Consider the following 20,622-nt stretch of genomic DNA (forward strand, 5'->3'; position numbering starts at 1 on the left):
ACAACCCCGCCCGCCCGGGCCGGAACCCGCGCCCCGGGCGGTTCCGGGGCGAGGCGCGGGCCGCTTTTCGCCACCCGCCCCTTATTCTCTGCGGGGCGGGGGAAGACCGGGGGGAGCGGGCGGCACGCACAGCGGGCCCGGCACCGAGGGCCGGCCGGCCACCGCCGCGGCAGGGCGCGGACGGGGGTCACGCGCACGGCCACGACCGGACGGCACGACCGACACCGCGCGGCCCCCGCCGCGCGGGGCACGGCAGTACGGCAGGGGTGGCGGTCCGCTCGCGCACGCGGCGGGTCGAACGCGCAGACACGGCAGCGCGCACGGGACGTCGCGGCGGCAGCAGCGGCCGGCGGCACCGCGCGGAACGAGGGGCAGGAGCCACAACAGCATGGAAGACCTGGGGGCCGACGATCCTCGCTGGATCGGCGAGTACCGCCTGCTCAGCAGGCTCGGTGAGGGCGGGATGGGCCGTGTCTACCTGGCCCGCTCGGCGCGCGGCCGTACCGTCGCGGTCAAGCTGGTACGGGGCGAGTTGGCCAGCCAGAGCGACTTCCGGCGCAGATTCCAGGCCGAGGTGCGGGCCGCGCAACGGGTCGGCGGGGACTGGACCGCGCCGGTGCTCGACGCCGACACCGAAGCCGCCACCCCCTGGGTCGCCACCGGTTACATCGGCGGGCCCTCGCTGCACCACGTGGTCACCGAGGACCACGGCCCGCTCCCCGAGAACTCCGTGCGCGCGCTGGCCCGCGGGCTCGCCCTGGCGCTGCGCGACATCCACGGCGCGGGGCTGATCCACCGCGACCTCAAGCCGTCCAACGTGCTGATCACCATCGACGGGCCGCGCGTCATCGACTTCGGCATCGCCCGGGCCCTCGACTCGGTCGGCGACACCGGCCTGACGATGACCGGCGCGGTCGTCGGCTCGCCCGGCTTCATGTCCCCCGAGCAGGTGCGCGGCGACCCGATCACGGCCGCGAGCGACCTGTTCTGCCTGGGCTCGGTGCTGGCCTTCGCGGCCACCGGGCGCTCCCCCTTCGGCACCGTCGACAGCGGCGTGCACGCCCTGATGTACCGGGTGGCGCAGGAGGCGCCGGACCTGACCGGGCTGCCGGAGGGGCTGCGGGAGCTGATCGACGGCTGCCTCACCAAGGACCCGGCCAGCCGCTTCACGCTGGACCAGGTGCTGGCCCACGCGGGCGGCGCAGGCCCGGACGGCGCCGGGGCGCTCGCGGCCGGCCAGGTCGGCGGCGACGCGGGCCCGTGGCTGCCGGGCGAGCTGCTGGCCCGGCTCGGCCGGGACGCGCTGCGCCTGCTGGAGGCGGAGATGCCGCAGACCGGGGTGGGCTTCGCGCCGCTGGGCGGCGCCACCCCGCCCGGGGGCCAGCCGCCCGCGCAGCCGCGGACACCCGGCACCCCGCCCCCGAGCACCCCGCCGGGCACGCAGTTCGGCCCGCCGATACCCCCGGGCCCGCGGATATCCGGCCAGCCGCCGATGACCACCACGCACGCCGCGTACGCCGGGCAGCCGACGATGGGGCCGCACGCCGGGCACCCGCACACCGGCGTCGCCGCACCGCTCTACCCGACCACCCACGTCGGCTACCGCCCGCCCGCCGTCTGGCGCTCCCCCCGGGGGCTGGCCAACGCCACCGTGGTGCTGTTCTCCATCGGGCTGCTGATCATGCTGATGGACCTGATCTTCAGCCTGCGGCTCTACGGCACCTACGACGACTTCTTCTCGGACACGGTGGACTCCACCGCGCTGGAGGACGACGAGGGCGTCACCGAGGGGTTCGACGCGCTGTGGTTCTTCCTCTCCATCCCCATGGTCGTGCTGTGGGTGATCTGGTTCCGCCGCGTCTACGTCAACGCGCAGGCGCTCGCGCCGGGCCGACAGCGGTTCAGCTCGGGGCTGGCCGCGGGGGCCTGGTTCATCCCGGTGGTGCAGTTCTGGTTCCCCAAGCAGATGGCCAACGACGTCTGGACCACCAGCGCCCCACCGACCCCGGCCGGCTACCCGCCGCAGCCCGGCACCGGACGCGGGCTGCTCAACACCTGGTGGGTGCTCTTCCTGGCGATGCTCGTGATGAACACCATCAGCTTCTTCGTCTTCGCCGACGCCGAGACGTACGGCGAACACCAGACCTCCGTCGCCTGGTCCGTCTTCGCCGACGTGGTGTCGATCCCGTGCGCCGTGTTCGCCATCGCCGTGGTGGTCCGGCTGTCCGCCTTGCAGGAGCGCCGGGTCACCGGCCAGCCGATGCCGGGCCAGGGCGCCGGCCCCGGCGGCTACGGCTCGCCGTACGGGCCCGGCCTCCGCTAGCCCCACACGCGCGTGCGCCGGGCGGCTGGTCGGCTGACCAGCGCGCCCGGCGCACGTTCACTCGGCGGGCCCGCGAACGGGCCCGGCGTGGGGCCTAGAGGAAGGAGTTGACCTGAATCGTCTCGTCCCGGCCCGGGCCGACACCGATCGCGGAGATCGGCGCGCCGGACATCTGCTCCAGCGCCCTCACGTAGCCCTGTGCGTTCTTCGGCAGGTCGGCGAAGGTCTTCGCCTTGGTGATGTCCTCCGACCAGCCCGGCAGGTTCTCGTAGATCGGCTTGGCGTGGTGGAAGTCGGTCTGGCTGTACGGCAGCTCCTCGACCCGCCTGCCGTCGATCTCGTACGCCACGCAGACCGGGATCTGCTCCCAGCCGGTGAGCACGTCGAGCTTGGTCAGGAAGAAGTCGGTGAGGCCGTTGACGCGCGTCGCGTAGCGCGCGATCACCGCGTCGAACCAGCCGCAGCGCCGGTCGCGCCCGGTGGTCACGCCGCGCTCGCCGCCGATGGTGCGCAGCGCCTCGCCATCCGCGTCGAACAGCTCCGTCGGGAACGGTCCGGCGCCCACCCGCGTGGTGTACGCCTTGAGGATGCCGATCACCCGGTTGATCTTCGTGGGGCCCACGCCGGCGCCGGTGCAGGCGCCGCCCGCGGTCGGGTTGGAGGAGGTCACGAAGGGGTACGTGCCGTGGTCCACGTCGAGCAGCGTGCCCTGGCCACCCTCGAAGAGGACGACCTTGCCCTCGTCGATGGCGTTGTTGAGGATCAGCGTGGTGTCGGCGACGTAGTCCCTGATCTGCTCCGCGTAGCCGAGGTACTCTTCGACCACCTGCTCGGCGCTGATCGCGCGCCGGTTGAAGAGCTTGACCAGGATCTGGTTCTTGTCGTTGAGCGCCGCCTCGACCTTCTGGATGAGGATCGACTCGTCGAACAGGTCCTGCACCCGGATGCCCACGCGGTTGATCTTGTCCGCGTAGGCCGGGCCGATGCCGCGCCCGGTGGTGCCGATCTTCCGCTTGCCGAGGAAGCGCTCCGTGACCTTGTCGACCGTCTGGTGGTACGGCGTGATCAGGTGCGCGTTGCCGCTGATGAGGAGCTTGGACGTGTCCACGCCGCGCTCGTTCAGCCCGCTCAGCTCGGAGAGCAGGACCGCCGGGTCGACCACGACACCGTTGCCGATGACCGGCGTGCAGCTAGGAGAAAGGATTCCGGAAGGGAGCAGGTGCAACGCGTACTTCTGGTCACCCACGACGACCGTGTGACCGGCGTTGTTGCCGCCCTGGTAGCGAACGACGTAATCCACCGAACCACCGAGCAGGTCGGTGGCCTTTCCCTTGCCTTCATCACCCCACTGAGCACCGAGCAGCACAAGTGCGGGCACAGGCGTACACCCCTTCCGGGCGGGGCATGTCCCACGTGCGTGACGGTGCGCGATGTCGCGCTTCCGCCAGCAGAGCCGTCGAACCGGTGCCCCGGAATAGACCAAGCCCCTGGCGCAATAGCGCAAGGGGCTCTTGCACCGAGATGCTACCTGAGGAAGGACCGAGGTGTCGGCTCCAGAGCCCCGCGTGAGCGCAACGCCACCGTTGCTCATGATCATCGACCCGGGCGCCCGGCGCGTCGACGGGGAGTCCGTGCGCATCGCCAAGGACGTGTTGTGCGCCCGCGCGACCACGAAGATCTGCCTGCCGGAGGGCCTTGAGGAGGTCACCCGCGCGCTGGCCCGGCGCGGCGGCAGACGGCCGGTCGTGGTGGGCGACGACCGTGCCCTGCTGCGCGTGGTCACGCTGCTGCACCGCGAGCGCACGCTCGCCACGACGCCGCTCGCGATGGTCCCGGTCGGGCCGCCGGCGGCGGTCGCCCTGGCCAGCGCCCTCGGCATCCCCACCGACGCGGTACGCGCCGCCCGCACCGTCATCGACGGCTTCGACCGGCGCCTCGACCTGCTGGTGGACGACAGCGACGGCGTGGTGATCGGCGAACTGAGCGTGCCGTACGGCGGCGCCGGCGGCCACCCGGTCGACGCGGCGGGCCCGCCGGGTTCGGCGCGCGCGGGCGAGACAGCCTGGCCCGCCGAACCCGCCACCCCCGCCGCGGACGCCGGCCCGACCACGGGCCCCGGCGCGGCCCAGGCCCCGGAGCTGGCCCCGGGCCGCGCGGCCGGGGACGCGGCGCCGGGCGCCGAACGCGCGGCGGGCGCCGACGGCGAGACGCGGGCCGGCGCCGACGACGGCAGGGTGCCCCGCCAGCGGCAGGGGCGCGAGTCGGTGGCGGACCGGCCGCAGCCGTGGTGGTCGCCGGCGGCCCGCACCGCCAGGACCGCCCTCACGCTGCTGACCACGCCGGTCGCGGGCCGCGCCGGCGCCGGCGGGCCGCCGGCGCGCCGGGCCAGGCCGTCGCTTGTGCGGCTGCGCGTTGAGGCGGACGGCGTGCTCCTCGCCGACCTCGACCACCCGGTGGAGCGCGTCTCGGTGGCCACCCGGCCGCTGTTCGGCGGCGCCCCGGCCCGCCCGCCCGACGGCGCCCCGCGCTCGCGCGGCCTCGCCGAGGTGGTGGTGTACGGCCACGCGTCGGGCAGCCCGGTCAGGCTGGGCGCGCGGGCCATCACGGTCTCGGGCCCCGACTTCCACTACCGCGCCGACACGGTGACGGCGGGCCCGGTCCGCACCCGCACCTGGCGTCTGCTGCCGGACGCCTGGTCGGTGACGCTGCCGCGCTAGCCGGCCGGGCCCCGGCTCGGCCTCACATGGCACGGCTTCGGGCGCTGGCACGGCCTCCCACGGCATCGGCTGCGGGCATCGGCTGCGGGCATCGCCCCCGGTATCGACCTCGGACCCCGCCCGCCCCGGCCTGGGGCGGCGGGACCGGGGTCGGCCAGGCGTGCGCAGGAACCATTCGCCTCGTTCCCGCCCGCCCGGCCGGAGGCCGTCAGCCGGCTACCGCGCGGCCCTCGCGGCGCGCGATCTGCCGCTCCCGCCAGCGGTCCATTATCGCCAGCATCTCCCCTTGGAGGTATTCGAAGAAGTCGGCCGTCTCGGCCATCCGCGCCCCCGCCGGGGTGTGCCGCCCGAGGGCGTCGGCGCCGTCCCGCAGGGTCTGCTCCCAGCGGGTGAGGACCTGGTCGCGGCGGGTGATCGTCTCGTACCACAGCTCCGTGTGCACCTGGTAGCGGTCCCGGCGGGAGCCCGGTTCGCGCTCCCGGCCGACCATGTGGACCTGCGAGAGGTAGCGGATCGCGCCGGAGACCGCGGCGGGGCTGATCCGGAGCTGCTCGGCGAGTTCGGCCGAGGTGAGCGAGCCGGTGTCGGAGGCGAGCAGCGCGGCGAACACCCGGGAGGCCATGCGCTGGAGGCCCGCCTCCACCAGCTCCGCCGCGAACCGCTCGATGAACCGGCTGACGGCGTCCTCGTCCCGCCCGGCCAGTTCCTCGGCCGCCGCGCTGGTCAGCCCGCCGCCCGGCGCGTCAGTGGGCGCGCCTGCCAACCCGTCGGCCGGTACGCCGGTCTCCGCCGTCCCCCGCTCGGCGGTCCGGCCGGCCGTCCCGTCCGCTGTCGTCCCGCTCGCCGGTCCGCCCCCGGTCGCGGCGGCCCCCGCCGCCGTCGCGCCACCGGTCGCCTTGAGACCCGTCATCTCGCACTCCGTCGTCTCGCCCAACACCCACCATCCCCGCTTCTCAAAGCCTCCTCACTGATTATACGTTTCCTTAACTTCACAAATTTCTGAAAGAAGAGTAGCTTCGGCCTTATGACGACGGCAATCACCGTGTCCGACCTCCACAAGTCCTTCGGCCGGACGCACGCGCTGGACGGCCTCGACCTCGACGTCGCCACGGGCGAGGTGCACGGCTTCCTCGGCCCCAACGGCGCGGGCAAATCCACCACCATCCGCGTACTGCTCGGGCTGCTGCGAGCGACCAGCGGCACGGTCCAACTCCTCGGCAAGGACCCGTGGCACGACGCGGTGGAGCTGCACAAGCGGCTCGCCTACGTCCCCGGCGACGTCACGCTGTGGCGCAACCTCAGCGGCGGCGAGGTCATCGACCTGTACGGGCGGCTGCGCGGCGGCCTGGACAAGACCCGGCGCGCCGAGCTGCTCGACCGCTTCGACCTCGACCCCACCAAGAAGGGGCGCGCCTACTCCAAGGGCAACCGGCAGAAGGTCGCGCTGGTCGCGGCGTTCGCCTCGGACGTCGAACTGCTCATCTTCGACGAGCCGACCTCCGGGCTCGACCCGCTCATGGAGGAGGTCTTCCGCGAGTGCGTCTCCGAGGAGCGGCAGCGCGGGCGGACCGTCCTCCTCTCCAGCCACATCCTCAGCGAGGTCGAGGCGCTGTGTGACCGGGTCAGCATCATCCGCAAGGGCAAGACCGTCGAGTCCGGCTCGCTCACCTCGCTGCGCCACCTGACCCGTACGTCGGTCACGGCCGAGCTGGACAGCGAGCCGAACGGGCTGACCACGCTGCCCGGCGTGCACGACGTGGACGTTCAGGGCCGGCGGGTCAAGCTCCAGGTGGACACGGACCACCTGGGCCCGGTGCTCAAGCAGCTCGGCGACGCGGGGGTGCGCAGCCTCGTCTCGACGCCGCCCACCCTGGAGGAGCTGTTCCTGCGCCACTACCAGAGCGACGGCGGCGACTCCGCCGACTCCACGCAGGGGGCGATCGCGCGATGACCGCCGTAGCCGACGCGCGGATCGCGGCGCCGCCCAAGGGCTCGTCCCGCGACCTGGCCGGCACGGGCACGCTGCTGCGGCTCGCGCTGCGCCGCGACCGGGTCATGCTGCCGATCTGGGTGCTGTGCCTCGGCCTGTCCGCGAGCAGCACCGTGAGCCGCCTGGACAGCGCGTACGACACCCCGCAGAAGCGCGCCGACCTGGCCGCCGACATGAACGCCAACGGGTCCACGCGGGCCCTGTTCGGCGCGGCCTTCGACGACTCGCTCGGGGCGCTGACGGTCTGGCGCGTGGGGGCCTTCCTCACGGTTTTCGCCGCCATCATGAGCCTGCTCATCGTCATCCGGCACACCCGCGAGGAGGAGGAGACGGGCCGTCAGGAGGCGCTGTCCTCCGGGATGGTCGGCCGGCGCGCGGGGCTGACCTCGGCGCTGATCACCGTCGGCATCGCCAACGCCGCCGTCACGCTGCTCATCGCGGTCAGCCTGGCCGGCGAGGGCGGCAGCGGCGCGCTGGCCCTCGGGCTCGCGGTCGGCCTGAGCGGCATGGTCTTCGGCGCCATCGCCGCGGTCGCCGCGCAGGTCACCGAGAACGCCCGGGTGGCGCGCGGTCTGTCCGCCGCCGCCGTGGGTGTCGCGTTCGTGCTGCGGATGGGCGGCGACGCGGCCAAGGACGGCTCCGACGGCTCAAGCCACGTGCTGGTCTGGCTCTCGCCGCTCGGCTGGGCGGAGAACGCCCGGCCGTACGCCGACGAGCGCTGGTGGACGCTGCTGTTGCTGGCCGTGCTCGCGGTGGTCGCCATGGGCGTCGCGTACACGCTGGCCGGCCGCCGCGACGTGGGCGCCAGCTTCTTCGCCTCCCGTCCGGGGCCCGCCGCCGCGGGTCCGGGCCTGAGCACGGTCTACGGGCTCGCCTGGCGGCTCCAGCGCGGCACGATGCTGGCGTGGGTGGCCGGCCTGGCCTTCGCGGGGGCGGTGTTCGGCGGCATCGCCGACGGCGCCGACGACTTCCTCGGTGACAGCGAGAGCACCCGCGACACGTTCCTGCGGATGGGCGGCCAGGAGGGGCTCACGGACGCCTTCCTCGCCTCGATGGTCGGCATCCTGGGCCTGGTCGTCACGATCCACACGGCCAGCGCCGTGCTGCGGCTGCGCGGCGAGGAGACCGACCAGCGCGCGGAGCCGCTGCTGTCGAACGCGGTCAGCCGCGTGCAGTGGGCGGCCAGCCACCTGGTCGTCGCCCTGCTCGGCCCGGTCGTCATCCTGGCGGCGGGCGGCCTCGCGCTCGGCATCGCGTACGGGGCGGCCTCCGGCGACCTCGGCGGGCAGGTGCCGCGCGTGCTCGGCGCCACGCTGTTGCAGGCCCCGGCGGTGTGGGTGATCACCTCGATCGCGGTGTTCCTGTTCGGCGTGCTGCCCAAGTTCACGGCCGTCACCTGGGGCGTGGTCGGGTTCGTGGTGGCCATCGGCTGGCTGGGCCCGGCGATGGAGCTGGACCAGTCGGTGATGAACCTCTCGCCCTTCGGCCACCTGCCGAAGGTGCCGGGTGGGGACATCACGGCGACCCCGTTCCTGTGGATGCTCCTGGTGACCGTCGCCCTGCTGGCGGCCGGCCTGGCCGGACTGCGCCGACGCGACATGAGCAACTAGCCGCGGCGGCCACCCGGCCACCCGGCGGCGCGGACCAAGCGAAACAACCGAAACCAACCGAACCAACCGGGCCACTCGGCCCCCTGGCGGCGCGGCCACGTGACGACGCGGACGCGCGGCACTCGCCAGGCCCGCAGGACGTGCGGCGTCGGACTCCGTTCACCCCCGTATCGGAGACCGGCGCCGCACTGCGTGCGCCACCGGGCCGACCGGAGCGTGCCCGGTGACCTGGCCCGGTGACCTGGCCTGGCGGCCTGGGTGACCGGGTGGCGGAGGGCCGGGGTGGCCGGGTGGCGGAGGACCGGGGGTGGCCGGGGCGGCCGGGTTGACTCCGGGTGGCAGAGTTATCCACAGGCTGTGGATGAGCCTGGGTATGCCGGGAGCAAGTGGCGGCGGAACGCGCCCGGTTCACGGGCCGGCGCGCTACGCCTCGACCCGCAGTTCGCGCAGGCCGCGCTGGACGAAGCCCGGCTTGCGGGGCGGTTCGGCCACGGCCCGCAGCCGGGGCGCGCGGCGCAGCAACTCCTCGAAGACGGCCCGCAGTTCCACGCGGGCCAGCGGCGCGCCGAGACAGTAGTGGATGCCCGCGCCGAAGGACAGGTGGGGGTTGTCCGTACGGGACAGGTCGAGCCGCGTCGGCGCGGCGAAGCGGGCCGGGTCGTGGTTGGCCGAACCGAAGAGCAGGGCCACCTCGCTGCCGCGCGGGATGTGCGTACCGCCCACCTCGATGCCGTCCAGCACCCAGCGCTCGAACAGGTGCAGCGGCCCGTCGTAGCGCAGCAACTCCTCGATCGCCGTGGGCAACAGCGTCGGGTCGGCGCGCAACGCGGCCAGTTGCCCGGGGTGTTGGAACAGCGCCCACCAACTGTTGCCCGTCGCGTTGACGCTCGCCTCGTGGCCCGCGTTGAGCAGCAGCACGCAGGTGGAGACCATCTCCTGTTCGGTCAGCCGGTCCTCCGCGTCGTGGGCCGCGATCATGGCGCTGATCAGGTCGTCGCCGGGCGCCGCGCGCCGCGCGGCGATCAACCCCCGTAGGTAGGCGGAGAACTCGACGCTGGCGCGTACGGCGCGGCGGGCGGTCTCCGGGCTCGGGTTCAGCTCGTACATCGCGCAGATATCGGCCGACCAGGGGCGCAGCGGACCACGGTCGGCGGGCGGCACGCCGAGGAGTTCGGCGATGACGGCCACCGGCAGCGGCTCGGCGACCTCGGCGATGAGGTCGCCGCCGCCGTCCGCGAGCAGCCCGTCCACCAGGCCGGCGGCCAGTCGCCGCACGACGGGTTCGAGCCGGTCCACGGTGCGGGGCGTGAACGCCTGTGAGACCAGGCGGCGGACGCGCGGGGGCGCCGGCGGCTCCAGGTCGAGCAGGCCGTTGCCGTCGAGCGTGAAGAACGGCTCGTACTCGGGCGGCGGCGCCGGGCGGCCGAACTCCTCGTGGCTGAACCGGTGGGTGTAGCTACGCCCGAGCCGCCGGTCGGTGAGCAGCGCCCGTACGTCGTCGTGGTGCGGGATCAGCCACTGGTCGGTCGGCGCGAAGTAGTGCGCCCGCCCGCGCTCCCGCAACGTCGCGTAGGCCGGGTACGGGTCGGCGGCGAATCCCGGGTCCCAGGGGTCGAAGGCCGCTGCTGCCTCGGTCATGCCCCCACTGTGCCGGACGGCCCGGGGCGCCACCAGGTGCCGGGCCGGGCCCGGCCGGGGCAGCGCGTGGGGCGGGCCGGTGGGCCGGGCCGCGTGCGGGTCGGGGCGCGGGGTCGGGAGGGCAGGGCGGTCAGTGGCCAAGGCGCCAGAGGTCGAGGTGGTCAGGTCAGGCGGGTGATCTCCGCCAGGACGGTGCGGGCCGTCGTCGTGGCCGGGTCGATGGGCGGGAAGTGGCCGACGCCCTCGACGCGGACCAGCCGGACCCGCTGCCCGGCGCGGGCCGCGACGGCCACGAACGCCTCCGCGACGGCGGGCGGTACGTCGATGTCCGCGCCGCCCTGCACCAGCGTGGTGGGCACGCCGCTCGGCACCAGGGCGGACGGGTCGGTGCAGGCCAGCCGGTGCGCGAGCAGCTCGGCGGGGCCGGGGCCGGGCGTCGCGGGCGGATGCTGCGGGGCGAGCAGTTGGTCCACGGCGTGCGAGCAGACGCCGAGGGCGCGGGCCGTGCCGAAGTCGGCGATGGCGGCGAGGCCGACCACGCCGCGCAGCGCGGGCGGCGCCGGCAACCGCCACCGGGAGCCGACCGGCAACCGGTGGCGCGCCGCCGCCCACAGCACGGCGTGCCCACCGGCCGAGTGCCCGACGAGCACCGGCCGGTCCGCGTCCACGTCGGCCCAGCGGACCCGGCCGGCGGCCGGGTCAGACGACCCACCGACGGACGGGCCGGCCGGGCCGGCCGCGAGGCCGCGTACCAGGGCGGGCAGCGCGTCCAGCGCCGCCGCGATGTCGTCGAAGGTCTCCGGCCAGCGGCCGGCGCGCGGCTGCCCGGGCCCGGCGGCGCTCGCCGCCGGGCCGTCGGCGAGCGGGCCGCGCCGGTACTCGACCGACGCGACCGCGAGGCCGTGGCCGGCCAGGTAGGCGGCCAGTGGGGACAGGTGCCGCCGGTCGTACGGGGCGCGCCAGGCGCCGCCGTGGAACAGCACGACCAGCGGCACCGGCGGCACCGCCCCGGGGGCGGGCGGCGGCGAGTCGGCGATGACGCGCGCGGCGGCCCCGGCCGGCGGGGCACCGCCTCCGGCCCGGGACCCGGACTTGGCCCGGAAGCCGGACTCGGCCCGGAAGTCGGGCAGGGCCCGGGCCGCCTCGGGCAGGAAGAGGTCCACCACCTGGTCGGGGTGCGGCCCGTAGCCGACCGTGGCGGTCGGCGGTGCCTCGGCGTGGCCGAAGGCCGACGCCTCCTCCCGCTCCGCGCGCGTCATCGCGGGGTTCATGCGGCGCTCAGCACCTCCCCCAGCGCCCACGCGGCCCGCTCCACGTCGGCGTAGCCCGTGTACAGCGGCGTGAAGCCGAACCGCAGCACGTCGGGGCGGCGGTAGTCGATGACCACGCCACGGGCGAGCAGTCGCTCCGTCACCTCGCCGGCGTCCGCGCAGCGCAGCGCGACCTGGCTGCCGCGCTCCGCGTGCGCCACCGGCGTCAGCGTCTCGACCGCGCCAGCCGGCACGTACGCCGCGACGCAGGTCAGGAAGAAGTCCGCCAGGTCGAGGCTCTTGGCCCGTACGGACTCGACGCTGACGCCCTGCCACGCGTCGAGGGCGCTCTCAAGCGCCAGCATCGACAGGATGTCCGGCGTGCCGACCCGGCCACGGACGGCCCCGTCGGCCGGGGCGTACGCGCCGGCCATGGCGAAGGGGTCGGCGTGCGAGTTCCAGCCGGGCAGCGGGGAGTCGAAGCGTGGCTGGTGCCGGGCGGCGACGTACAGGTAGGCCGGCGCTCCGGGCCCGCCGTTGAGGTACTTGTACGTGCAGCCGACGGCCAGGTCGACGCCGTGCGCGTCCAGGTCGACCGGCAGCGCGCCCGCGCTGTGGCACAGGTCCCAGACGGCCACCGCCCCCACCGCGTGCAGGGCGGCGGTGGTGCCCGGCAGGTCGTGGAGCCGACCGGTGCGGTAGTCGACGTGGTTGACCAGGGCCAGCGCGGTGCGCGGGGTGGCCTCGGTGGCGATGGCCTCGGCGGGCACGGCCCGCAGCGCGCAGCCGGTGAGCCGGGCCGCGGACTCGGCGATGTAGCCGTCCGTGGGGAACGTGCTCACGTCCACCAGGATCTCGTCCCGCCCGCCGGCCGGCGCCGCGTCGGCGCCCGCCGGCTCGGCGCCCTCGGCGCCACGGGCCAGCCGCACGCCCGCCACCACCGCCTTGAGGACGTTGACGCTGGTCGAGTCGCCGACCACGACCTGGCCCGGGGCGGCCCCGACGAGCGCGCCGACCCGGTCGCCGATCCGCTCCGGCGCGGTCCACCAGTGGTTGTCCGACCAGGAGTTGATCCGGTCGCGGCCCCACTCGCGCTCGATGACGTCGGCCATCCGGGCCGGCACGCCGCGCGTCAGCGCGCCGAGCGAGTTGCCGTCCAGGTAGACCGTTCCGTTCGGGTCGTCGGCCGCGTCCACCACGAAGCGTTCGCGGGTCCCGGCCAGCGGGTCCTCGCGGTCGCGCCGGGCGGCCTCGGCCGCGTGCGCGCGCCCCGTGGCCGGGCCCGTGGCGGTGGCCGTGGCCGGGGCGGTGGCTGGTGCGGCGGCCGGTGCGGCGGCTCCGGCGGTGGCGGGCGTCGCGCCCGGTGTCGCGGGCTCGGTCAGCGGGTGCTCAGACATAGCTACGCGCCGTCCACAGCTCGGGGAAGACCTGCTTGCCGGCGCGCTTCTCCAGCCAGGCGACGCCCGCCGAGCCGCCCGTTCCGGTCTTGGCGCCCATCGCGCGCCGGGTGGCCACCAGGTGGTCGTTGCGCCAGCGCCAGACCAGCTCGGCGACCTCCGTCAGCGCCTCGCCGAGCGCGACCAGGCCGCCGCCCGCGCCGCCGACGGCGGCGGCCACGGCCACCGCCCGCGCGGCCTCCGGGGACTGCTCGCCCTTCTTCGGCCGCGCCTCGGGCGCCGCCGCGTCCTCGTCAGCCGCGCTCGGGGCGCCGGCGCCGGAGTAGATGCGCTGCCAGGCCCGCTCGACGGCCGGGTGCGCCTCGTAGCGCTGGGTCACGTCGCGGTGCAGCACCTCGTCCGGGATGTCGAAGCCCTGTCGGGCGAGGTAGCGCACCACCTCGTCGTACAGGCTCGGCTCGGCCAGCGCCTTCTCCAGCTCGGCGTACTCGCGCGGCGCGCCGCGGTGCGGGACCAGCATCGAGGCGGCCTTGTCGCCGAGCAGGAACTCCAGCCGGCGGAACATCGCCGACTGGAAGCCGGAGCCCTCGCCGAGCGCGCTGCGGTAGGCGTTGAACTCGCCCGGCGTCATGTGCGCGAGCGGCTTCCAGGAGGCGTTCAGCGACTCCAGCTCGTACGTGGAGCGCTTGAGGGCGGCCAGCGCGGTGGGCACGTCGTCCCGGCGCAGCGCGTCGGCGGCGGTCTGCCACTCGTGCGTGATGACGGTGAACCACAGCTCCATCACCTGGCTCGTGACCAGGAAGACCATCTCGCCCGGGTCGTCGGAGAGCGGGTGCTGGAGGTGGGTGAGCACGGACGCCTTGACGTAGTCGTCGTACGGCGTGGTGCCCTGGAAATCGAGGTTGGGAGTCTCGGGTTCAGCCTCGTTCGTACCGGAATGTCCAGTGTGCTGGGACATGGCGTCTCCTCAGTCCTGCTTCCGGGTAGCGGTCCGCCCCTTCCTGTTCGGCATCGGAGCCCCGGTCCCCTCTTGAACCCACGATCGCTGATCATCGGGTCCTGCGCGCATCATGCGGGGTGCGCGGCGCGCACGGCAAGGGCCTGCCGGGTCGAGGTGCACGACCGGCAGGCCCTGTATTCGGACACCCGTGACGGGTGAACGCCTGGGAATCTCGTCCCGTATGCCCGAACCGCCCACGGTTCAGGCGGCCCGGGTCAGCCCACGCCGACTCAGCTCAGCGTGTCCGCCGCGGTCGGCGAGGAGTCGCGCAGGAAGGTCGAGCAGCGCTCGTACTCCTCCGTCTCGCCGATGGCCTGCGCGGCCCGCGCCAGCGCGTGCAGGGCGCGCAGGAAGCCACGGTTCGGCTCGTGCTCGAACGGCACCGGGCCGTGGCCCTTCCAGCCACTGCGGCGCAGCGCGTCCAGACCCCGGTGGTAGCCGGTGCGGGCGTACGCGTACGACTCGACGACGCGCCCCGCCCCGAACGCCTCGTCGGCGAGCTGGGCCCAGGCGAGCGAGGAGGCGGGGTACTTGGCGGCGACCTCGGCGGGCGCGGCGCCGCTGGCGAGCAGTTCGCGCGGCCCGGGGTCGTCGGGCAGGTGGGTCGGGGGCGGTCCCCCGAGCAGGTTCTCGTGAATGGCCATGGGTTCCAGTCTGCCGGACAGGGCCGCGCGGAGCCGCCACGCGGGTAGCGCCCGTGGCTGGCCGATTTCCTACGCCGCCGACCCGCACGGATATGGCCGGTATGTGCCCGTGCGGCCGGGCTGGTTCGCGCCCGCGTGGCCGGCTGGTTCGCGCCCGCGTGCTCAGGCTGGTTCGTGTCCCCCTGGCCGGGCTAGTCGGAGCGCGCGGGGGGCTCGCCCGGGTCGAGCGGGGGCGCGGCCACGCCGCAGTGGTGGGCGCACTCGGGGTGGCAGGGCTCGGCCTGTGCCTGGCCCGCCGGGTGCTCCAAGGTGTCCGCGCGGACCGTCGCCCAGGCCAGCGCGGAGCCCAGCAGCAGCACGCCGGCGCACCAGGGCATCGCGCGCCGGAACGCCTCCTCGAACTCGTCCGCCGCGCGGTACGCCTCCGGGCCCATGCCCGCGAGCAGCGGCAGCGCGGCCACCGCGATCAGGCCCGCCGCCCGGGCCGCCGCGTTGTTGATGCCGCTGGCCAAGCCCGCCCGGCCGACGTCCACCGAGGCCAGCACCGTGGCGGTGAGCGGGGCCACCAGCGTCACCATGCCCGCGCCGAGCACCACCAGGGCGGGCAGCACGTCGCGCCAGTACACCGCGTCCGGGCCGACCCGCATCATCAGCAGCATCCCCGCCGCGCACAGCAGTGGCCCCACCGTCAGCGGCAGCCGGGGCCCGGTGCGCTGGGCCAGTTCGCCGGAGCGGGCCGAGAACAGCAGCATCAGCACCGTGGTCGGCAGCAGCGCGGCCCCCGCCTGGAGGGCCGAGTAGTCCACCACCACCTGGAGCTGCACCACCGAGAGGAAGAAGAAGCCGCCGAAGGCCGCGTACACGCACAGCGTGACCAGGTTGATCGCGGTGAACTGGCGGATCGCGAACAGGCCCAGCGGAAGCATCGGCTCCGCCCGGTGCGCCTCCAGGTAGCAGAAGCCCGCCGCCAGCAGCAGCCCGCCCACGGCCGCCCCGACGACCAGCGGCGACGCCCCCGCGTCCGGGGCCGCGATCAGCGCGTACGTCACGGCGCCGAGCGCCAGCGCGCCCAACGCGGCGCCGGCCACGTCGAACCGGCCGCCCGCCCGCGGGTCCCGGGACTCCGGTACGTGCCGCAACGCGACCGGTACACACACCGCGGCCAGCGGCACGTTGAGCAGGAACACCCAGCGCCAGCCGGGGCCGTCCACCAGCCAGCCGCCGACGAACGGGCCGACCGCCGCCGCCACGCCGCCGAGCCCCGACCAGGCGCCCACCGCCCGCGCCCGGTCCTCCTGCCGGAACGCGGACTGGATGAGCGCCAGCGAGCCCGGCGTGAGCAGCGCCCCGCCCACGCCTTGCAGCGCCCGCGCGCCGATCAGCACCTCGGCGTTGGGGGCCAGCCCGCACAGCAGCGAGGCCAGCGCGAACCAGACCACGCCGACGACGAAGACCCGCCGCCGCCCGTACCGGTCGCCCAGCGCCCCGCCGAGCAGGATCAGTGCGGCGAGGGTGAGCATGTACGCGTTGACGGTCCACTGGAGCCCGCCGAGGTCCGCGCCCAGGTCCTCGCCGATGCGCGGCAGCGCGACGTTGACGACGGTGCTGTCGAGCATGGCCATGCCGGAGCCGAGCACCGTGGTCAGCAGCACCCACCGCCCGGTGGACGTCCCCATGGCCACGGTCCCGGCGGGCTCGACCGGTTCGGCCGGTCCCACCGGTTCGACCGGTCCCACCGGTTCGACCGCCCCTCCCGGCTTCCCGTCCCCGGCGAGCCCGTCCGGCGTGCGCCGGTGCTCACGGCCGGACTCCGAGCCGGGGCCAGAGCCGGGGCCGGGGCCGGAGTCGGCGTCGGCGTCGGCGTCGGGCGGGGTGTCGGGGTCGGGCTCGGGGCCGGGGCGTCGCGGGTCCGTCATGTCTGCGATCTTCCGCGTCGGGACACCGCCCGGCTACCCGGACACCCCAGCACGCCGCGAACCCGCCACCGGAGCACCGAGTTAGGAGAGCGCGCGGACGCCCCGCCCGGATCACCCGGGGCTCCCCGGTCCTGGGTTCGCCACCCGCCGCCCGCGTGTTCGTACGCCGAAGGGCCCGGCCCCTCCGCCTGGGCGAACCAGGGGAGGACGCCGGGCCCCGGGAGGCAGCGCGCGGGAACCGGGCCGGTGGCCGGCGGCCACGAGGGCCGGGGCCGCCGGGGGCCGGCGGTGCGGGGTTACTTCAGCTTCGTGCCGGTGGAGCGCAGGTCGGCGCACGCCTTGGTGACGCGGGCGGCCATGCCGGCCTCGGCGAGCTTGCCCCAGCTCCGCGGGTCGTAGGTCTTCTTGTTGCCGACCTCGCCGTCCACCTTGAGCACGCCGTCGTAGTTGCGGAACATGTGGTCCGCGACCGGGCGGGTGAAGGCGTACTGGGTGTCGGTGTCGAGGTTCATCTTCACGACGCCGTTGCCCAGCGCGGTGCGGATCTCCTCCTCCGTGGAGCCGGAGCCGCCGTGGAAGACGAAGTCGAACGGGTCAGCCTTGCCGGAGCTGGCGGCCAGGCCGTCCTGGAGGTCGCGCAGCAGCTCGGGGCGGAGCACGACGTTGCCCGGCTTGTAGACGCCGTGCACGTTGCCGAAGGAGGCGGCCAGCAGGTAGCGGCCGTTCTCGCCCAGGCCGAGGGCCGCGGCGGTCTTCTCCACGTCGGCGACGGAGGTGTACAGCTCGTCGTTGATCTCGTGCGTGACGCCGTCCTCCTCGCCACCGGTCGGGGTGATCTCGACCTCAAGGATGATCTTCGCCTTGACGGCCTCGGCGAGCAGCTCCTTGGCGATGGCCAGGTTCTCGTCCAGCTTCTCGGCGGAGCCGTCCCACATGTGGGACTGGAAGAGCGGGTTCTGACCGGCGGCGACGCGCTCCTGGGAGAGGGCGATCAGCGGCCGGACGAAGCCGTCCAGCTTGTCCTTCGGGCAGTGGTCGGTGTGCAGCGCGATGTTGACCGGGTACTTCTTGGCCACCACGTGCGCGAACTCGGCCAGCGCCACCGCGCCGGAGACCATGTCCTTGCTGTACTGGCCGCCCAGGAACTCGGCGCCACCGGTGGAAACCTGGATGATGCCGTCGCTCTCGGCCTCGGCGAAGCCACGCAGTGCCGCGTGCAGGGTCTGCGTCGAGGTCACGTTGATTGCCGGGTAGGCGAACTTGCCTGCCTTCGCCCGGTCGAGCATCTCGTTGTAGACCTCGGGGGTTGCGATGGGCATGGGTCCGCTCCTTGTGAAGTGCCGGTTGCGTTGTGAATGCCCTGACCTAGGGGGCGACGTCATCGTCGCCCCCATCCTTCCAGACTCGTCCGGCTCAGCTCCACGGCGTGTCGCGCACTGGACGCCGAACGCGTCGAGGGCGGGGGCCGTTTCACGTGAAACGGCCCCCACCCTCGACAAAAGCGCAGGTCAAGTGATCATTTACGGGCGTGCGACGGTCAGTCGAGACCCAGCTCCGCCAGCCCGTACGCCTGGTAGTACGGCAGGCCGGCGGCCTCGATCGCGGGCGCGGCGCCGCGCTCGACGATGACGGCCACGGCCACCACCTCGGCGCCCGCCTCGCGCGCCGCCTCGACGGCGGTCAGCGGGGAGCCGCCCGTGGTCGAGGTGTCCTCCACGATCAGCACGCGGCGGCCCGCGATGTCCGGGCCCTCGATGCGCCGCTGGAGGCCGTGCGCCTTGTTGGCCTTGCGGACCACGAACGCGTCGAGGCGGCGGCCCCGCGCGGCGGCGGCGTGCATCATCGACGTCGCCACCGGGTCGGCGCCCAGCGTGAGCCCGCCCACCGCGTCGTACTCCAGGTCGGCGGTCAGGTCGAGCATGACCTGACCGGCCAGCGGCGCGGCCTCGCCATCCAGGGTGATCCGGCGCAGGTCGATGTAGAAATCGGCCTCAAGACCGGACGAAAGGGTCACCTTGCCGTGCACCACGGCCTTGTTCTTGATCTGCTCCAGGAGGGCATCACGCGCGTCGCTCATACGCACGAGGTTAGCCGTGTCCAGCGGCGACGCCCGCTGGTGGCCGGCTGGTGGCCGGCTGGGGTCAGTCTCGCGGGGCCTGGCCGGCGCGGTCGACGGCGGCCTTGGCGAGGATCGCGGAGGTGCCGAGCACGGTCCCGGCCGGGCCCGCGTCGCCGGCCTCGGTGCTCACCGTGCGCTCGCCGAGGAACGCGTGGCTGGTCCGGTCGAAGATCCACTGTGTCTGCTGGCCACGCGCGGTACGGGCCACGGCGACGCCCTCACGCCCGGCCGCGTCCTTGGCCGTGCGGACCACCGTCACCCCGGGGATCTTCCCGGCCGCCCGGTAGAGCGCGGCGTTGACCTTCGGCGGCGCCCACGTCTCGGCCAGCAGCTCGCCGATGGCGGTGAAGGCCCGCTGGTCCGGGTCCTGGCCCTGGCCACGGGTCTGCTGGCGGATCAGCTCCAGCAGGGCGACCGGGTCGGTGGGCAGCGTGGCGACGTAGGTGTGGGTCGGGTTGGTCACCGACGGGCCGGAACCGGTCGCGCTCGGCCGGGGTGTCGCCCCGGGACGGTCGACGGTGTACACCGGCGCGTCGTCGCCCAGCGTGCTGTCGGGCTTGCCCGCCTCGCGCAGCAGGCCCGGGCGGCTGCCGTCGGCGGCCAGCCACACCTGCCGGGTGTGCGCGGGCGGCAGCGTCACGGAACCGCCGCCGGCGCTGCGCCCCGCGTAGGCGACCTTGCTCCTGACGTACACGAACTGGTCGGCGGCGACCTCGGGCCGCTCGCCCTCGGCGGCGGCGAGCGCGACGCGGTCCAGGAGACGGGTCGCCTCGGGCGTCTCCTGCGCCTCGATCCGGGTGCCGTCGCGCGGCTCGTCGTCCGTGGACGACAGGTTCACCGCGACGATGGCGCCGGCCACGGCGCAGGCCAGGGCCGGTGCCACGAAGCGGACCTGGAAGCGGCGCCGTGGGGGGCGGGCCGCACGGGCCGTACGGCCGAGGCCGCCGCGCGCGGCGGCCGGCTCCTCGCGGGCGGCCTCGCGGAGCACGGCCTGCCGCAGCGCGCGCTCGCGCTCCGGGGTCAGGTCGGGGACGGACGGCGGGGGCAGCAGCGCGGTCATCTCCTGCCGCTCGGCCTCCTCGGGCCGGTCCGGCGTACGGCGTCGCGGGGTGACGTTCATCCGTGGTTCTCCTGGGTCAGCGACGGGGCCACGGAGAAGCGGCCCGGCGGAGGCGAGTCGGGGGAGGGGGTGGGGGTGGGGGTGGGGGCCGGCGTCGCCGGGGCGGAGCCGGGGCCGGACACGACGGTCGGCCACCGGGTGGCGGCCCGTGGCGTCCGCGGGCCCTGCGGGGGCGGGCCACCGGGCGCGGGCGGCGCGCCCCGAGGCGACGGGGTCGCGGAGGCCGCGCCCCGTGCGGCGGCCTGGCCCTGCGAAGCCGTGGCCTGACGACCCTCGCGGCCCTGGCTGTCCCTACGGTCCTGGCTGTCCTCACGGCCTCTGCGGGTCTCGGCGGTCGCCAGTTCGCGCAGCCGGCCACGGGCGCGGGACAGCCGCGAGCGGACCGTGCCGACCGGCACGCCGAGCACCTCGGCCGCCGCGGCGTAGTCCAGGCCGGCCCAGACGACCAGCGTGAACACCTCGCGGTCGCGGCGGCGCAGCTTGCCGAGGGCGATGCGGGCGGCCCGCAGTTGCTCGGTGTCCGCGAGGTGCGCGACGAGGTCGTCCACGAAGTCCGGGACCGCGCCGCGCTCCGGAACCCGGGCGAGCGCCACGTCGCGGCGGCGTCGGGCCCGGGCGTTGCGGCGCATGACGTTGGTCGCGATGCCCAGCAGCCACGGGCGCAGGCTCTCCTCGCCCGGGCGCACCTTCTCCCGGCCGCGCCACGCCTCCAGGAACGTGGTCGACACGACGTCCTCGGCCTCCGCCCAGTCGCCGGTCACCCGCAGGGCGTACCGGTACAGCACCTGGGCGTGCTCGTCGTAGAGCTCCCCCAGGGCGTCGCGATCCCCGCTACGGAAGCGATGTCTCATGAGTGATTCCACACTGAGCCCTGCCTCCCGGGCCGCCCCGGTTCCGG

At 74.9% G+C, this 20,622-nt stretch carries 16 protein-coding genes; 4 read left to right on the plus strand and 12 right to left on the minus strand.

Features of this window, described 5'->3' with window-relative positions; all coding sequences use genetic code 11:
- The first annotated feature begins 388 nt into the window (after positions 1–388).
- Positions 389–2,323 carry a protein kinase domain-containing protein gene (locus AC3CHW_RS14920; RefSeq protein WP_488470751.1) on the plus strand — a complete coding sequence of 645 codons (1,935 nt, stop codon included), beginning with the start codon at positions 389–391 and terminating at the stop codon, positions 2,321–2,323.
- Positions 2,324–2,417: 94 nt separating this feature from the next.
- On the opposite strand, the gene AC3CHW_RS14925 is transcribed toward AC3CHW_RS14920, so the two are convergent.
- The gene (locus AC3CHW_RS14925; RefSeq protein ID WP_398608664.1) at positions 2,418–3,701 is read right to left on the minus strand and encodes an adenylosuccinate synthase; all 1,284 of its coding nucleotides are present in this window, start codon (positions 3,699–3,701) and stop codon (positions 2,418–2,420) included.
- Between the two features lie 187 nt (positions 3,702–3,888).
- Between AC3CHW_RS14925 and AC3CHW_RS14930 the strand changes: the two genes are divergently transcribed.
- A complete protein-coding gene (locus AC3CHW_RS14930; RefSeq protein WP_488470752.1) occupies positions 3,889–5,040 on the plus strand; it encodes a hypothetical protein in 1,152 nt (383 codons plus the stop codon).
- Between the two features lie 208 nt (positions 5,041–5,248).
- On the opposite strand, the gene AC3CHW_RS14935 is transcribed toward AC3CHW_RS14930, so the two are convergent.
- The gene (locus AC3CHW_RS14935; protein WP_398608749.1) at positions 5,249–5,767 is read right to left on the minus strand and encodes a GbsR/MarR family transcriptional regulator; all 519 of its coding nucleotides are present in this window, start codon (positions 5,765–5,767) and stop codon (positions 5,249–5,251) included.
- A 297-nt stretch (positions 5,768–6,064) separates the two neighbouring features.
- Between AC3CHW_RS14935 and AC3CHW_RS14940 the strand changes: the two genes are divergently transcribed.
- The gene (locus AC3CHW_RS14940; protein ID WP_488470753.1) at positions 6,065–6,991 is read left to right on the plus strand and encodes an ABC transporter ATP-binding protein; all 927 of its coding nucleotides are present in this window, start codon (positions 6,065–6,067) and stop codon (positions 6,989–6,991) included.
- Positions 6,988–8,640 (plus strand): ABC transporter permease, encoded by a 1,653-nt coding sequence (locus AC3CHW_RS14945; protein WP_488470754.1) that lies wholly within the window; start codon positions 6,988–6,990, stop codon positions 8,638–8,640. The genes AC3CHW_RS14940 and AC3CHW_RS14945 overlap by 4 nt, the downstream gene beginning before the upstream one ends.
- Before the next feature lie 423 nt (positions 8,641–9,063).
- Here AC3CHW_RS14945 and AC3CHW_RS14950 read toward each other — a convergent pair whose 3' ends face one another.
- From AC3CHW_RS14950 to AC3CHW_RS14995, 10 genes are all read right to left on the minus strand, one after another.
- Positions 9,064–10,278: a cytochrome P450 gene (locus AC3CHW_RS14950; RefSeq protein WP_488470755.1), complete on the minus strand. Its 1,215-nt coding sequence runs from the start codon at positions 10,276–10,278 to the stop codon at positions 9,064–9,066.
- 161 nt (positions 10,279–10,439) lie between these two features.
- Positions 10,440–11,549, minus strand: a complete 1,110-nt coding sequence (locus AC3CHW_RS14955) for an alpha/beta hydrolase family protein (protein ID WP_488470756.1) — start codon at positions 11,547–11,549, stop codon at positions 10,440–10,442.
- A complete protein-coding gene (locus AC3CHW_RS14960) occupies positions 11,546–12,925 on the minus strand; it encodes a kynureninase (protein WP_488470757.1) in 1,380 nt (459 codons plus the stop codon). The genes AC3CHW_RS14955 and AC3CHW_RS14960 overlap by 4 nt, the downstream gene beginning before the upstream one ends.
- Positions 12,918–13,883, minus strand: a complete 966-nt coding sequence (locus AC3CHW_RS14965; protein ID WP_488470758.1) for a tryptophan 2,3-dioxygenase family protein — start codon at positions 13,881–13,883, stop codon at positions 12,918–12,920. Before AC3CHW_RS14965 ends, AC3CHW_RS14960 begins: the two co-directional genes overlap by 8 nt.
- Positions 13,884–14,155: 272 nt before the next feature.
- Complete coding sequence (locus AC3CHW_RS14970; RefSeq protein WP_187061747.1) at positions 14,156–14,569, minus strand: DUF3151 domain-containing protein; 414 nt, start codon at positions 14,567–14,569, stop codon at positions 14,156–14,158.
- A gap of 191 nt (positions 14,570–14,760) precedes the next feature.
- On the minus strand, positions 14,761–16,245 hold the full coding sequence (locus AC3CHW_RS14975; protein WP_488471060.1) for an MFS transporter: 1,485 nt from the start codon (positions 16,243–16,245) through the stop codon (positions 14,761–14,763).
- A gap of 536 nt (positions 16,246–16,781) precedes the next feature.
- Positions 16,782–17,804, minus strand: coding sequence for a class II fructose-bisphosphate aldolase (fbaA, locus tag AC3CHW_RS14980; RefSeq protein WP_187059910.1), 1,023 nt, complete (start codon positions 17,802–17,804; stop codon positions 16,782–16,784).
- A gap of 218 nt (positions 17,805–18,022) precedes the next feature.
- Positions 18,023–18,562, minus strand: a complete 540-nt coding sequence (pyrE, locus tag AC3CHW_RS14985) for an orotate phosphoribosyltransferase (protein WP_187059911.1) — start codon at positions 18,560–18,562, stop codon at positions 18,023–18,025.
- Positions 18,563–18,626: 64 nt separating this feature from the next.
- The gene (locus AC3CHW_RS14990) at positions 18,627–19,724 is read right to left on the minus strand and encodes a CU044_5270 family protein (RefSeq protein WP_488470759.1); all 1,098 of its coding nucleotides are present in this window, start codon (positions 19,722–19,724) and stop codon (positions 18,627–18,629) included.
- Positions 19,721–20,575: an RNA polymerase sigma factor gene (locus AC3CHW_RS14995; protein WP_488470760.1), complete on the minus strand. Its 855-nt coding sequence runs from the start codon at positions 20,573–20,575 to the stop codon at positions 19,721–19,723. The genes AC3CHW_RS14990 and AC3CHW_RS14995 overlap by 4 nt, the downstream gene beginning before the upstream one ends.
- Positions 20,576–20,622: the final 47 nt, after the last annotated feature.

The organism is Streptomyces sp. MGP-BFMKR1 (genome assembly GCF_057766585.1).